This is a genomic window from Sporosarcina sp. G11-34 (assembly GCF_026931025.1).
The window spans coordinates 287,210-301,927 of record NZ_JAHNZW010000004.1; the positions used below are offsets into that span (position 1 = coordinate 287,210).

The 14,718-nt window shown below is 40.3% G+C and carries 13 protein-coding genes and 1 other RNA gene; 2 read left to right on the forward strand and 12 right to left on the reverse strand.

Translation table 11 applies throughout. The annotated features are described in order from the left end of the window. Positions 1-45: 45 nt before the first annotated feature. The 6 genes from KSU66_RS07705 to KSU66_RS07730 all read right to left on the reverse strand — a co-directional run bounded on the left by KSU66_RS07705 (position 46) and on the right by KSU66_RS07730 (position 6,068). A complete protein-coding gene (locus KSU66_RS07705) occupies positions 46-1,173 on the reverse strand; it encodes a THUMP domain-containing class I SAM-dependent RNA methyltransferase (RefSeq protein ID WP_269050842.1) in 1,128 nt (375 codons plus the stop codon). Positions 1,174-1,326: 153 nt separating this feature from the next. Continuing rightward, an RNA gene (gene rnpB / locus KSU66_RS07710) (RNase P RNA component class B) lies at positions 1,327-1,709 on the reverse strand. A gap of 76 nt (positions 1,710-1,785) precedes the next feature. Beyond that, positions 1,786-2,082, reverse strand: a complete 297-nt coding sequence (gene gpsB, locus KSU66_RS07715; protein WP_269050843.1) for a cell division regulator GpsB — start codon at positions 2,080-2,082, stop codon at positions 1,786-1,788. 75 nt (positions 2,083-2,157) lie between these two features. Next, entirely contained in the window at positions 2,158-3,435 is a 1,278-nt protein-coding gene (locus KSU66_RS07720) for a ribonuclease H-like domain-containing protein (protein ID WP_269050844.1), read from the reverse strand. Then, a complete protein-coding gene (locus KSU66_RS07725; RefSeq protein ID WP_269050845.1) occupies positions 3,425-5,707 on the reverse strand; it encodes a DEAD/DEAH box helicase in 2,283 nt (760 codons plus the stop codon). The genes KSU66_RS07720 and KSU66_RS07725 overlap by 11 nt, the downstream gene beginning before the upstream one ends. Then, complete coding sequence (locus tag KSU66_RS07730) at positions 5,697-6,068, reverse strand: YppE family protein (protein ID WP_269050846.1); 372 nt, start codon at positions 6,066-6,068, stop codon at positions 5,697-5,699. Before KSU66_RS07730 ends, KSU66_RS07725 begins: the two co-directional genes overlap by 11 nt. A gap of 291 nt (positions 6,069-6,359) precedes the next feature. Here KSU66_RS07730 and recU point away from each other — a divergent pair, with 291 nt between their 5' ends. Further along, complete coding sequence (recU, locus tag KSU66_RS07735; RefSeq protein WP_269050847.1) at positions 6,360-6,983, forward strand: Holliday junction resolvase RecU; 624 nt, start codon at positions 6,360-6,362, stop codon at positions 6,981-6,983. An 8-nt stretch (positions 6,984-6,991) separates the two neighbouring features. Further along, positions 6,992-9,622 (forward strand): PBP1A family penicillin-binding protein, encoded by a 2,631-nt coding sequence (locus tag KSU66_RS07740; protein ID WP_269050848.1) that lies wholly within the window; start codon positions 6,992-6,994, stop codon positions 9,620-9,622. 42 nt (positions 9,623-9,664) lie between these two features. On the opposite strand, the gene KSU66_RS07745 is transcribed toward KSU66_RS07740, so the two are convergent. The 6 genes from KSU66_RS07745 to KSU66_RS07770 form a co-directional block, all read right to left on the reverse strand. Beyond that, on the reverse strand, positions 9,665-10,006 hold the full coding sequence (locus KSU66_RS07745) for a YpoC family protein (protein ID WP_269050849.1): 342 nt from the start codon (positions 10,004-10,006) through the stop codon (positions 9,665-9,667). 1 nt (position 10,007) lies between these two features. After that, positions 10,008-10,661, reverse strand: a complete 654-nt coding sequence (gene nth / locus KSU66_RS07750; protein ID WP_269050850.1) for an endonuclease III — start codon at positions 10,659-10,661, stop codon at positions 10,008-10,010. Between the two features lie 9 nt (positions 10,662-10,670). Continuing rightward, positions 10,671-11,384: a DnaD domain-containing protein gene (locus tag KSU66_RS07755; protein ID WP_269050851.1), complete on the reverse strand. Its 714-nt coding sequence runs from the start codon at positions 11,382-11,384 to the stop codon at positions 10,671-10,673. Positions 11,385-11,519: 135 nt separating this feature from the next. Next, a complete protein-coding gene (asnS, locus tag KSU66_RS07760) occupies positions 11,520-12,815 on the reverse strand; it encodes an asparagine--tRNA ligase (RefSeq protein ID WP_269050852.1) in 1,296 nt (431 codons plus the stop codon). 106 nt (positions 12,816-12,921) lie between these two features. Further along, complete coding sequence (locus tag KSU66_RS07765; protein WP_269050853.1) at positions 12,922-14,115, reverse strand: pyridoxal phosphate-dependent aminotransferase; 1,194 nt, start codon at positions 14,113-14,115, stop codon at positions 12,922-12,924. Between the two features lie 62 nt (positions 14,116-14,177). Continuing rightward, on the reverse strand, positions 14,178-14,657 hold the full coding sequence (locus KSU66_RS07770) for a cell wall elongation regulator TseB-like domain-containing protein (RefSeq protein ID WP_269050854.1): 480 nt from the start codon (positions 14,655-14,657) through the stop codon (positions 14,178-14,180). Positions 14,658-14,718 lie beyond the last annotated feature (61 nt).

Genomic DNA, 14,718 nt, shown 5'->3' on the forward strand with positions numbered 1-14,718 from the left:
TATTTACATACAAAAGGAAGAGGACATCCTCTTCCTTACATTTATTTATTTTCGTTTACCCCAATATTGATAAAGATCCGTGCGGATAAACCCGTTAAATAGCTTCCGCTTTTTCGTTGCTCTTTTTCCATACATTGTTTCAAAGTTTTCTAAAGATGAAAGCATATAAACCGACCAAGATGGATGGGTTGCCATAAGACGGCCTAGAACTTCTGTTAGTTCTTCAGCTTCTTCCAATTCACCCATTCTTTCCCCATAAGGCGGATTTCCAACCATAACTCCGTTCAATCCATCTATTGTAAGGTCCCTTACATCGGACTGTTGCCAATTGATTAGGTCGTTAAAACCGGCTTCAGCGGCATTACCTTCTGCTATTCTTATCATTTTAGGATCGACATCAAAACCAGTTATATCAAGTGGTTGATCGTACTTCGCAAGGTCTTCCGCTTCTTCACGGACTTGATCCCAAACTTCTTTATGAATCCACGGCCACTGTTCACTTAAAAACTCACGATTATAACCCGGTGCAACGTTTTGCCCAATCATTGCGGCTTCAATTGCGATTGTTCCTGATCCACAAAATGGGTCTACAAATGGTCGATCCGGATTCCAACGAGTCAATTTAACAAGTGCCGCTGCAAGTGTTTCTTTTAGTGGTGCATCCCCTTGCCCTAGACGGTATCCACGTTTGTGAAGCCCGGTTCCACTCGTATCTATTGTTAGTGTGACTTTATCTTTCAAGATTGATACTTCTAATTTATATAAAGGTCCTGTTTCATCAAGAAATCCAGTTCTATTATATGCAATCTTCAACCGTTCTACGATTGCTTTTTTAACAATCGCTTGGCAGTCAGGTACACTATACAATGTCGATTTCACCGATTTTCCAGCAACCGGAAACGCAGCGTCTACCGACAAAAATTGCTCCCATGGAATCGCTTTTGTTTGTTCAAATAAGTCATCGAAAGTCGTTGCGTGAAATTCACCCGCAATAATCCGTACACGGTCCGCTACGCGAAGCCACATATTTGTTTTAGCTATTGCAGCCCCATCGCCTTCGAAATAGATTTTCCCATTTTCTGAAGTCGTTTTAAAGCCTAGTGCCTTTACTTCATCATTAACAATCGATTCAAGCCCCATTGCTGTTGTAGCTACTAATTTAAATTTTTCCATCAATCGTCCAACCCCTGTCCCATTACATAAAAAAATGTTGCGATTCGTGTTTGTCTCTAAACATATATATCCAATTTTTTCGTTTATATTCCAAAAGAAAAGCTCCCCCAACAAATCGGAGAGCATTCGCATTAACATTTAAACCATAGGAAATTCGATAAGCCATGTTTTGTACCCGTGTACTCAAACGGCTTACGCCTCGTACTTAGGGTGGTAATCATCTATCTACAAGCATAGCTTGTCCCTTCCTAAGTTCAATTCCTTCGGAAGAGTGCCCCTACCATAGTTTGGGTTTCTCACTCGTGGGGTTTACCGCGTTCCATCCAATCCGTTTCCGAATTGACTACGTTTCTGTGGCACTGTTCAGAGAACCTCCGCCATATCCGAAGACTTAGACGTTATTCCCGCCGTCAATTCTACAAGAGAACTTCCTTAGCTTATTTTTTCACTAAGCACGAACACTACGGTCATCTCAGAGCCGTGTGAGCATGGACTTTCCTCTACAATGTCAAGCATTGCAGCGATTACCTAAATTTGCACTATGGTCTTTTTATTATACAATACTTTTTCTTTGTAAGCAATCATTCCGATTAGATTACTGTTCAATGCGCGTTACTCTTGGTCGAACAGTTTGCTTCCAAATACATGATTCTCAAGGTTTGAGATTCGTTTTAAAAGATCAAAGTTCGTTGTTCCGGCGCTTACCGCGGCTGGGCGTTTCTGCGCTGTCAACAATTCCTCTTTTAACTTTTCATTGTCATTTTGTAAATCACTAATTGTTTTTTTAAAAGTTTGGTAGTCTTGAATAATATCATCAAGAAATAGATCGACTTCTTCTTGATTATAGCCCCGCATACCAATTTTAAATTCTTTTTCGAGAATCGTTTTTGGATTTAGTTTTGTATCCATGAAAATCGCCCTTCCATCTATGTTACATATTGTCTATTGTAACATGTTTTCTTTGGTTTTGTCTTTTCATAGTATCTAAATAAGTAATGTTGTCGATTTTTGCGCTTCCCCGGGAAATAGTTTGCGCAATATTCTAATTTCCCGTTTAGAGAAATCATTTCCCGTACGGATTCTAAATCTATTTGTTAAGTCGACATCCTTTTCTATAAAGTATTGTGCTTTCCTCGTATACACCAACGCTTTTTCTAACTCTCCCAACCTATGCTCATACAGCTTGGCTAATTCCTCCAAAGCAATAATTCGTTGGCGTCCAGTTAACTTATCGGCCGCTATTAAAAATGAACGAACTGCCTCGGCATAAGATTGATCTCTTTTCATGATAAATCCAAAGTGAAAGTGTGTTACGGGATGGTCGGTTCCATATTCATCTATTACATTTTTAAAAATGTTTCTACTTCGATCATAAACCTTTAAATCAGAAAACCATTTGCCGATATTCGTATGCGTCACAGCTGTTTCCGGTTCGTTGACGTTGAGCACTAACTCGGTTGACCTAATATAAAGCGTGACAAGAGATAAAATATCCCACTCGTTATGCAAAAGTACTTTCATTAAGACTTCTGCGCGTCCGTTTTTCACAGCATCTTGATAAATAATTGGCGCCATATAACCCGGAATATCCCCTTCACGGATAAAACCAAGTTTCTCTTCTTCAATGGTGCTTAGATTGAACCCCCCGACTTCATCTTTCCATATACGCCGTGAGCCGTGCAGTAAATCAATTTGGGCATGAGTCAGTAGCGGAGGTAAAATTGTTCGATTCATTGTCCACCGAGTGGCTACTTGTGGTATGTCAAAGCTTTTTCCGTTATACGTAACAAGCGTCATCTCTTTATCCCATAACTTTGAAGCATACAAAAAGGCTGGCTCGTGGTCTGGTCCAGGCAGAACGTATTGTGTAAGTTTAAACGTTGTCCCAACCTGCTCAATAAAACCGAGCAAAAAAATAAGAGTCCCAGCACCTTTTAGTCCCGTCGTTTCTGTATCAAAGAACACAAGCTGCTTCGAAAAGTCGGGTGACAACGGATGGTCTTCACCCGACGTTCTCCATTTGTCCATTGCTGAGTTTAACTTGGCAAGGACTACATTTCCATGCTTATAATTCCCATCATATATATTTGTTTTTTTATACACGATTCCATGGATATTTTTTTCTTTTGTAAGCCCGGCGGCTAACCAGTCTTTTTCATAAGCAGGAGCCGGCGGGAGTTCTCTTTGTGTTTCGGGAGCCACGGTTCCCTTAGACTTCTTAAGTGACTTCTTCATTTGCATTAACTTTTGTTCATACGACACGGGTTTCTCCTCCCGCCAACGCTTGAAGAAGAACTTTCACTTCTTTTTTCATTCCAATCCCGGCTTCTTGTGCACCAATACAAACCGGACATCCTTCTTTACAACTGCAAGACGATACATGATCAGCTGCCTCGCATAAGAGTGCCTTCCAACGACTATAAATCTTTTCACTTAACCCTATACCGCCGGGATAGCTATCGTAAATGAAGATTGTCGGTCGATTCGTGTGCACCGCTTTTACTTGTGGAACAACGTGGATATCTGAGCGGTCGCACCTTACAAATAGCGGAATGAATGATTGAATTGCGTAAGCCACACCCGTCATCGCATCCGTTAAGCTAGCCTCTGTCCACCCTTTTGGTACATCGAACGAATACCAAGTAGATGATGTATGAAGTTCAACTGCTGGTAATGCAATGGGACCTGAACCGATATTATCATGTGTTGAAAAACGGATTTTCTTAAAAATTGTAGGCATTGCAAGAACCGCAATATCCCCGTAGGCAATTTCATCATCACCTATCGCTTCTGTTTCGTCTTCATTCATTATTTTAAGTTCTACAGCCAAATTGGCATCTGTAAAATAATCGACGTCTACTTCGGTTACATAAGCTTTCTTTTCTTCCCAATCCAGTTTCTCAACTTGGTATTGCGTTCCTTGATGGATGTAAATCGCCTCTTCGTGTAGAAGTGTAAGTGCACTAAATCGATCCATCTCTCCAATGACCACCGTGCCTTTTGGATGTGTTTTGTCGATAATGACGACGTTTTCCTGTGCAGCAGAGCGCAAACTTACGTCACCCGCCGGAAAGCGGTCCGTCATCCAATGCCATTTTTCCGTCGTACGTATTAATATTTCTTCACCTTCAAGAAAAGCTAGTAATTCCTGTACTTCAAATTCTCCGTACGTTTCTGTCAATGAAAAAGGCAATTCGAACGAAGCACATTTTAAGTGGTCCATTAAAATGAACATATTATCCGGATGAATTCTTGCTTCTTCCGCAGCTTGACCGAGTAAATAATCAGGATGTTCAATAATATACTGATCCAGTGCCACAGACTGTGCAACATAAATAATAAGCGCTTCCTCTTGGCGTCTGCCGGCCCGTCCAGCTTGTTGGAATGCGCTTGCAACATTTCCCGGGTAACCCGTCATCACACATGCTTGCAATTGTCCAATGTCGATGCCAAGCTCAAGTGCATTTGTACTTACGACCGTTCGAATCGAACCTTCACGAAGGCCTTTTTCGATTTTTCGGCGTTCAGAAGGCAAATAACCCCCTCTATATCCCATAACAGTTTCATCAAACAACTTCTTCTTTGTAAGTTCCTTCATATATGTAACGAGCATTTCAACCCGCACGCGACTCTTAGCAAATACAATTGTTTGAATTCCTTCCTTATAAAGTAAAGATGCAAGATCCCGAACTTCAAGGACTGCACTTCTACGAATACCAAACGTTGGATGAATAACTGGTGGATTGTAAAAAACAAAATGCTTTTTACCGGCCGGTGCTCCGTTATTTGAAATTAGTTTCATTTCCGTATTTGTCAGTGCTTCCGCAAGTTCTTGTGGATTTGCAATCGTCGCCGACGTACAAATAAAGACCGGATCGCTTCCATAGTAGTTGCATATCCGCTGAAGTCTTCGAAGTACGTGCGCAACATGGCTGCCGAAGACACCTTTATACGTATGCAATTCATCGATAATAATGTATTTCAGATTTTCAAATAAAGAAACCCACTTCGTATGATGAGGCAAGATTCCCGAATGTAGCATGTCCGGGTTCGTCAAAACGATATGACCCGATTTTCTTACTTTTGACCGTAAACCTGGGGCTGTATCCCCGTCAAATGTGTAACTTAAAATCGCTTCTTCACTTGCTTCAATTAATTCGTGAAGATCAGCCAATTGATCTTGAGCGAGTGCTTTTGTCGGAAATAAGTAAATAGCCCTTGAAGACTCGTCTTCTAAAATACTTTGCAAGACGGGTAAATGATAACAAAGTGATTTTCCTGAAGCTGTTGGGGTTACTGCGGTAAATGATTCCTTGGCATATGCCAGATCAAATGCTTCTTTTTGATGGCTGTATAACTTCTTGATTCCCTTTGCAGCTAATGCTTTTTTAATCGATGAATGAAGTACTTCGGGAAACGGTGCATAGTTTGCTTCTTTTTCAGGAAGGGTTCGCGTATGGATTACATTTTCTGAAAGTATCGGATCGGTTTTCAATTGTTCAAGGACAGTATGAATCGCCCCCTTACTTGTCATCTTTCGCGGCCTCCTCTTCGAGCGCATTCAGGAATGTTTTTAAAGTATATTCTGCGGAGCGAATTGAAAGGACAAAACGCTTTAGCCCTGTTTTTTTATAAAATGATTGAACGATAAATTGTTTCATGGCATCTGTTAATGCGTCTATCTGAACAGGATGCACATATTTTGGCTTTGCTACTTTCACCCATGCGTAAGATTCTTCCGCCCACTCATCAAGAAGTTGATGGTATTTATCCGCATATGGTTTTACTTCTATGAAAAAATCGGGATCTCGGTCGAGTTCCCTCATTTCTGTATGTCGGTCAAGGCACTCTTTGCAAACAGTTAATAGTTCCCTACACTTTTCTTCTAAACTCATCTTGAACACCTCTTCAGTACGTTTCTTCTATTTTATCAGATATAGCTTCAATTCACCATTCTTGAACGAACACGTATTCCGAATCTTTTAATTTATATTAGTTGGATCTGCTGTCTGAAAAGTTGAATTTCGAATGCAAATGGAACGTATTTTAGGTAGGAACGTCCTATCAAGTGAACCAAGGAGATCAAGGAAGATAACTTCCGCCATGGGAACATCATTTTTTCAAGGTTTATCATTCAGAATATATCTGGAGCGTATGTTATGATAAAGAGATGCGAGGTGGTAAAAATGACGATACGCTATCCGAACGGAAAGAAATATACTCCCGTTCAAACGACGAAACGTCAAAATTTGAAAAACTTATCTTTTAGTAACCGAGGAAAAACATTGGAAGATGAGTTAAACGAATCCAACGAATTTTACTTGAGTCGTGACATCGCTGTCATCCATAAAAAACCTATTCCCGTACAAATAGTGAAAGTTAGTTATCCGGCCAGAAGTGCAGCCCGTATAACGGAAGCGTACTTTGGAGCACCATCTACGACAGACTACAATGGTGTATGGAAAGGCACGTATATTGATTTTGAAGCGAAAGAAACCAAAACTAAAACGTCGTTTCCATTAAGCAATATCCATGAACACCAAATTCAACATATGAAAAATGTAACGAAACAAAATGGGACGGCATTTCTAATCGTTAAATTCTCTACATTGGATCGGTACTTTGTCGTGCCTTACGACGTTGTTGAAAGTAAATGGGAAAGAATGAAAACGGGCGGTAGAAAATCGATAACACTTGCTGAGTTCGAAGAAACATCTATTGAAATTAAACCTGGCTACATTCCAAGACTTGATTATTTAAAAGCATTGAATGGCATCATGGAATCCGCTAACGAAAAGATTGAAAGGTAGGTATAAATGTGAGCGACCAAATAAAGTCAAGAACCGAATTACGTAAAAGAAGAGAATTAGAACAAAAGAAAAATAAAAAACCAAAGAGCGGAAAAGGCATCTTCAAAAAAATATTTTTAATGCTTATCATCACGGGATTTTTATTCCTTGTCGGGGGCGCGGGATTATTTGCATTTTATGCAAGTTCAGCTCCCAAACTCGACGAAAAACTTTTAAGAGACCCTTTATCCTCTGAATTACTTGATATAAATCAGGAAGTGTTTTTAACGACCGGTATCGAAAAACGGGAATTTGTGCCCTATAGTGAAATACCAGATTTAATGAAAGAGGCAATACTCGCAACGGAAGATGTGCGATTTTATTCCCATCACGGAATGGACTTTTACAGGCTTGGCGGTGCAATACTGGCAAACTTCAAAAGTGGATTCGGTTCCCAAGGGGCGAGTACACTTACCCAGCAAGTAATTAAGAACTCATTCCTTTCAAGTGACAAAACGTTGAAAAGAAAAGCACAGGAAGCATGGCTCGCTTTCCAACTTGAAAGAAAATATGATAAAGATGAAATTTTCGAAATGTATTTTAATAAAATTCTAATGTCCAAAAACAATTTCGGTTTCGGAACAGCTGCCGATTACTTTTACGATAAACCTTTAAATGAACTTGAACTACATGAAATAGCGATGTTGGCAGGCCTTCCACAAAGCCCGAACGGCCATAGTCCATTCAACAATCCTGAACGTGCTGAAAAAAGGCGGAACGTTGTTCTTGGTCTTATGTATCAACATAAAAAAATAACGAAGGAAGAAATGGAATCAGCAAGGGCGATTCCAGTAACCGATAGCCTTGTACCTGAAGAAAATAGACTAGCAAATGCGAATACAAAATACCCAGCTTTTGTTGATTTAGTGCTAAATGAGCTTGAGGCTGCTGGTCTATCTGATGTCCTTTCCGAAGGTGTACGGATTCAAACGACGCTAGATCCTAATGCGCAGTCTATCGTTGAACGCGCGATAAATGATCCAGACTACTACGCCAACGATGAATTACAGGCCGGTCTTACAGTTCTTAATACAAAAACTGGTGGAATTGTAGCCGTTGGTGGTGGTCGCGATTATGCCGACCGCTCATGGAACTTTGCTTCTCGTGAATTGCGCCAACTCGGTTCGACTATGAAACCAATTATAGATTACGGTCCAGCTATTGAATATTTAAACTGGTCAACTGGACAAACAATAGTAGATGAACCTTACAATTATAAAGGTTCTAAGAAAATACCGGTTCGTAACGTAGATAGAAAGTTTAAAGGGTCAATGACTATTCGAGAAGCGCTTTACAATTCACGAAACGTACCCGCTGTAAAAACGTATGAAGAAGTCGGTCCTGGCAATGCTGTTGGATTTGCGGCCGGCCTTGGACTTCCCTCTTCAAATGAATTCCCATCCAACGCACTTGGTGGTGGAGATTCGTATTCAACGACACAACTTGCGGGCGCATATGCCGCATTCGGAAATAACGGTGTCTATACAGAACCACACTCTATAACAAATATTATTTATCGTGACGGAAAGACAAAACGCAATTTAACACCGAAGTCGACTGTTGCGATGAAAGACTCAACAGCTTATATGGTGACTGACATGCTACGCGATGTTTTCACAAAAGGAACGGGTAAAAAAGCCAATATTTCAGGCCTTGATATTGCTGGAAAAACGGGCACGACAAGCTACTCGGACAGCGAAGGTATAAATAACGGCGTGCCTGACGTATGGTTCGCGGGTTATTCACCTGACTACACAATTGCAGTTTGGGGCGGCTACCCTACCCGAAAAACACCGATGACGACGTTTCCTAAAGAAAGAGAAGTTCCCCAGCACTTATTTAGGGATGTAATGGCTGGAATTTCAGCGGGTAAAACAAAGTCACACTTCAAAAAGCCGTCTTCTGTTGAAGAAGTAACAATTGAATATCTTTCTGATCCACTTGTTCGCGCGAATGCATCGACTCCAGAAGCCAAAAAACGAACTGAGCTTTTTGTAAAAGGAAGTGCTCCAGTCAAAATCGCAAAAGAGGAAGTTATAAAAGTAACTGGACTTAATGCGCCAAGTGGCTTAACGGCAAATTACGATGCAGATTCACAATCAGTCCTATTAAATTGGAATCATAAAGCACCTGATTCAGAAACTACAAGTGAAGATGTTCAATTTAAAGTGTTGGTCCAAGTAGATGATGGTAACCCTAAAGAGATGACGAGGACGCAAGATACAAATGTAGTATTTAGCGGGGCAGAGGAAGGTAAAACATATACATTTTCTGTTATTGCTATAGCAGGTGAACTGGAAAGTGCACCAGCTTCCGTCTCACTGTTCGTCTCTTTGTTGGATGACCCCATAGTTGAAGATGATGAGAATATCGAGGATGAAATAATAGATCCAGTCCCAGATCCAAATCCAGTTCCGGACGAAGATATTGATACTGATGTTCCCGGAGATGGAGGAAACAACAATAACGGCAACAACAGTAATAGTGGTAACGGTAACAATAACAATGAAAATCCCGACACGCCAAACGATAATACGGATGGTCGGGAAGAAGAAACACCCGCTCCTGGGGATAGCGACGAAGAAGTCACTACCCCTTAGCAGAAAAAAGCTGAAGTCTAACGCATTTATAGCGTAAAGACTTCAGCTTTTCTTTTTAGTTATTGATAACCTTGCTGCTTTTTTTCTCGTTTCAGCATATAATGCGTCAAGCTGAATGTAAGAATAATGACTCCTAATACGAGCTTTTACAAATTCAAATCGTTCGTCTCCATTTAACGGGAAAAGAGTATACTCATAAAGCCCGCTACGCTCACCTTTTTCTTTCCCGCCAAATTCAAGAAGGTCAGAATAATTTTGAATTGCTTCTTCCATTAATGCAACGGCTTGCGGATCCCGAACAGCGAAAAATGCTTTAATTTGTTCTTTGATCGATTCCCATTTTTCATAGTAAGGAGCTACTTCTGTCTTGTCAAAACGGTTCACTTTATTCAGCCTCCGCTTTCATCCTTTTCTTACCTTCTCGACAAATCGATAACAAGGGACAAACACTACAACCAGGATTCTTTGCTTTGCAATGGTAACGACCGAAAAAAATTATTTGATGGTGTGTATCCGTCCAATTTTCTTTCGGGGTCCAACGCATAATTTTCTCTTCCACGACAAGCGGTGAATCTTTCCACCTGTTCATGCCTAAACGTTTTGCAACACGCTCTACATGCGTATCTACGGCGAGCGCCGGAATGCCAAATGCATTCGATACAACGACATTTGCCGTCTTTCTGCCAACGCCTGGAAAAGTCATCAGTATATCCCGATTCGCTGGTACTTCGCTATTGAATTGTTCAATAAGTATTTGACTAAGCCCTTGAATATTTTTCGCTTTGTTCCGATACAAACCAATCGAACGGATGTCAATTTGCAGTTCCTCAACGTCCACAGCTATATAATCTTCTGGCGTTTTGTATTTTTTAAAAAGTTCTGCAGTCACTCGATTGACGAGGACATCTGTGCATTGGGCAGATAATAATGTTGCAACCAATAGTTCAAACGGATTCTCATGCACTAATTCGCAATGTGCGTCCGGAAACATTCTTCCAAACTCTTCAAGACTAAATTCCCATAACTTCTTCGTTAGCATTCCCTCACCCTAATCTCGTTCTTCCAGCCAATTATAAAACGGGACTCGTTTTACTGTGGCCACTCTTTCCTTTTGTTGCGAAGGACGTATTCCTACACTACGAAATTTTTTCGTATGGCTTTCAACTTGGTCCAATGTTTTGACGTTCTTCTTTTTCCACTCGAAAAGAATTCGATCTATATACCTAAGACTTAGTTTTTCGGCAAGTACTGCTTCTTTTAATGCGGCTCGAATAATTTCGACAGAATGTCCATCATCATCTAGCCACATTGAAATAGATTCACTTTCCATTGGTGATAAAAAGCGGCCAAATTCCTGCTCAAATAATTTAAAAATCTCGCCTTCAGACATTTCTTGGTGACCCTTTTCTACCTCTTCCTCAGCTAGCACAACTTTATCTGTTAAGCGGCTCCACAAAGGGTGTAACGAGAAAGTTTCGTATAAGACACCAGATGCATCTTCACTTTGTCCAATTCGAAGAAAACCATGTTGCATTAAACGCTGTAAGATCATAGACACTTCGTTTTCCGTCAAGCTCATACGTTTTGAAAAATCGGATGGTGTTGGAAATTCATTTCCGGCGGCTTTAAAGGAGGTCATTTGCATGATAAGCATGGCATCTAAATCATTTATACCTAAACTTTTATAGTTGCTAAAAAACAATTGAGAAACATTCACATTTCCCTGTTCAATCCAAATTCGGAGTCGATCTTCGTGTTGCATGTCCGAACTCCTCTCTTATAATATACGTTCAAAAAGAGGATGGAAAAGGCCGAAGAGTACTAAGTAGCACAAAGTAAGCTACTGATGTAATCTTACAGCAATCTCCATCGAAATTTTTAAACAGTCTTTTCGATATTAAGGGTATAACCTATTTAATAACCGTGGGAATGGAATCGTTTCACGGACGTGCTCTGCACCTGAAATCCACGCTACCGTACGTTCTAATCCAAGACCAAAGCCCGAATGCGGAACTGCACCGTATTTACATGTATCAAGATACCAAGCGTATGCAGATTCGTCCAAATTATGCTCTTTGATGCGCTGTTTCATAAGCTCGTAATCATAAATACGTTCCGAACCACCGATAATTTCGCCGTATCCCTCAGGCGCGATTAAGTCCGCACATAAAACGACATCATCCCGTTCCGGATGTGGCTGCATATAAAATGGTTTTATCCCAATCGGATAGTGAGTGATGAATACCGGCATGTCGAAGCTTTCCGCGATTGCCGTCTCATGGGGTGCTCCGAAATCGTCTCCCCATTTAATATCATCGAATCCATTATCATTTAAGTACGTAATCGCGTCGTCATATGAAATTCTTGGGAATGGCGCTTTAATCTTTTCAAGTTTAGATAAATCGCGATCCAATCTTTCAAGTTCAAGCGGACAATTTTCAACCACTGATTGAACAATATGTGTGATGTATTGTTCTTGCACCTCTAAACTTTCTTCAAATTGAACAAATGCCATTTCAGGTTCAATCATCCAAAACTCAATTAAATGACGACGTGTTTTGGACTTCTCCGCACGGAATGTTGGTCCAAATGAGAACACTTTTCCTAAAGCCATTGCTGCTGCTTCCAGATATAGTTGACCAGATTGGGAAAGATACGCATCTTCGTCGAAATACTTTGTTTCAAATAGTTCTGAAGTACCTTCTGGTGAAGAACCTGTCAAAATCGGTGGATCTATTTTCGTGAAGCCATTCATGTGGAAAAATTCGTACGTTGAACGAATGATTTCATCGCGTATTTTCATAATCGCATGTTGTTTGCGTGAACGGAGCCATAAGTGACGGTGATCCATTAGAAATTCGGTTCCATGTTTTTTCGGAGTAATTGGATAGTCAACTGCTTCATGAATGATTTCGACATCACTCACTTGAAGTTCATAGCCAAAGCTAGAGCGTTCATCTACTATTACTTCCGCCGTAATATACAAAGAACTTTCCTGTGTAATCGCACGTGCTTTTGCAAATATATCTTCGCCGACTACTTCTTTTACAACGACACCTTGGACAAATCCAGAACCATCACGTAATTGTAAAAATGCAATTTTACCACTTGACCGTTTATTTGCTAGCCATCCACCAATTCGAACCGTTTCGCCCAAATGATTTGGCATTTCTTGAATCATAATCGTTTTCATAGCAACCTCCAAAAGTTAACTCATTATTTTTTCGTTATATAATATACATTGAAATAAAGAATCTCCCTAAAAACGCTTAACGCTTGGGGGATAACTTTCGCCTTTGTTATTCTTTCCAGTTTTCTTCTACAAATGCATGAATTCTTCGAATCGCTTCTTCTATTAGCTCAATTGATGTTGCATAGGAAAGTCGGATTGTGTTCGGGGAACCAAATCCTGAACCTGGAATAATTGCCACATTCGCTTTCGTTAATAGTGCTTCCGCAAAGTCATCTACGTTTTTATAGCCCGTATGCTTTAAGGCTTCCGTTACTTCCGGGAGAAGATAGAAAGCGCCTTGTGGCTTAATAACGTTGAATCCCGGAATGGCTGCAAGTTGCGGATATGCTTTTTCAAGTCGAGATTCGAAATCTTTCCTCATCACTTCAACAGTATCCTGTGGACCATTGTACGCTTCGACTGCTGCATACTGCGATGTCGTCGTAGGATTCGAAGTAGAGTGGCTTGCAAGATCCGTCATTGCGTTGACAACCGTTGCATCTCCGGCTACATACCCAATTCTCCAACCTGTCATGGAATGTGATTTTGAAACGCCATTAATAATAAACGTTCGCTGTTTTGCATCGTCCGATAATTGAGCGATTGAAAAATGCTTCTGACCACCATAAATTAGTTTCTCATAAATTTCATCCGAAACAATCCAAATATCCTTTTCTTTACAAACATCTGCAATCTCTTGAAGCTCAGCTTCAGAGTAAATCATTCCAGTTGGATTTCCCGGTGAGTTAATAATAATAGCTTTTGTTTTACTAGTAACGGCATTTTTTATTTGCTTAGCAGTCACTTTAAACTGTGCTGCTGCAGTTGCCTCGATATGTACCGGTACTCCGCCTGCAAGTTTCACTTGCTCTGGATAGCTTACCCAGTATGGCGTTGGGATGATAACTTCGTCACCCGGATCCAAAATGACTTGAAATAGCGTGAATAAAACGTGTTTTGCCCCAATTCCAATCATTATTTCATTTCTTGCAAACGTTAGATTTTGGTCTCTTTTCAACTTCTCAATAACTGCGTCTTTTAATGCAGGTAGTCCACCAGCCGGTGTGTATTTTGTTTTTCCATCCATCATAGATTGATATGCTGCTTGGAGTATATTTTCTGGAGTATTATAATCGGGCTCTCCAGCACCAAGTCCGATGATATCAATTCCTGATTCTTTCATTTCTTTCGCTTTCGCAGTAATAGCAAGTGTTGTTGATGGTGTTAGTGTACTTACTCGTGAGGCTAATTTTTTAGTCAATCCAATCGCTCCCTAATAGATACTTATTGAAAAGTTCGGTGGAAATCACTTTTAAATCATCATTATAAATTTAAAATTCTTTTCCACCATTGTCCGTCTTCAAACACTACATAAACATAGCTTAGTTTACCGTTTTCACTTTTGAATGCTACTTCCCAGACGGCACCGACTTCCTCCATACCAAGCGTTGCGTGAAGAATTTTATATACTTTAAGTTCATCACTAACAATCTTCACCGCTTGGTCTGCCGTAATTCCATCTGAAACTTTCACTTCTTTAAATTCGTCTTTTTTTATTTCGTCGATAAATACCGCTTTTTTTTCACCATCTTTATCCGCACCAAAAACAGTCACTCCAGAATGGATTCCATTGTAAAGCTGTGCGTAGTCCGCCGTGACGATTTGACCAGACTGAATGGCTGTTTCGATTGCCGACTTTTTTGCAGAAGCCATCGGTTTGTTTGCGGTAAGGAAAACAGTAACTATGATAATGGATGACAAGGCGAAAAGAAAAACAGTTATAAATTTAATCCAATTTAGCATAATCTTTCACTTCCTGTACTTCGTAAAACGTGTTTTTACAATTCATTGGATAGCCTGCTTT

Excerpts from the sequence above, each read along its gene's own strand:
- gpsB (WP_269050843.1), bottom strand. The coding sequence starts at position 2,082 with ATGGATACAAAACTAAATCCAAAAACGATTCTCGAAAAAGAATTTAAA.
- KSU66_RS07755 (WP_269050851.1), bottom strand. The coding sequence starts at position 11,384 with ATGCAACACGAAGATCGACTCCGAATTTGGATTGAACAGGGAAATGTG.
- recU (WP_269050847.1), top strand. The coding sequence starts at position 6,360 with ATGACGATACGCTATCCGAACGGAAAGAAATATACTCCCGTTCAAACG.
- KSU66_RS07705 (WP_269050842.1), bottom strand. The coding sequence starts at position 1,173 with ATGGAAAAATTTAAATTAGTAGCTACAACAGCAATGGGGCTTGAATCG.
- asnS (WP_269050852.1), bottom strand. The coding sequence starts at position 12,815 with ATGAAAACGATTATGATTCAAGAAATGCCAAATCATTTGGGCGAAACG.
- KSU66_RS07770 (WP_269050854.1), bottom strand. The coding sequence starts at position 14,657 with ATGCTAAATTGGATTAAATTTATAACTGTTTTTCTTTTCGCCTTGTCA.
- KSU66_RS07725 (WP_269050845.1), bottom strand. The coding sequence starts at position 5,707 with ATGACAAGTAAGGGGGCGATTCATACTGTCCTTGAACAATTGAAAACC.
- nth (WP_269050850.1), bottom strand. The coding sequence starts at position 10,661 with ATGCTAACGAAGAAGTTATGGGAATTTAGTCTTGAAGAGTTTGGAAGA.
- KSU66_RS07730 (WP_269050846.1), bottom strand. The coding sequence starts at position 6,068 with ATGAGTTTAGAAGAAAAGTGTAGGGAACTATTAACTGTTTGCAAAGAG.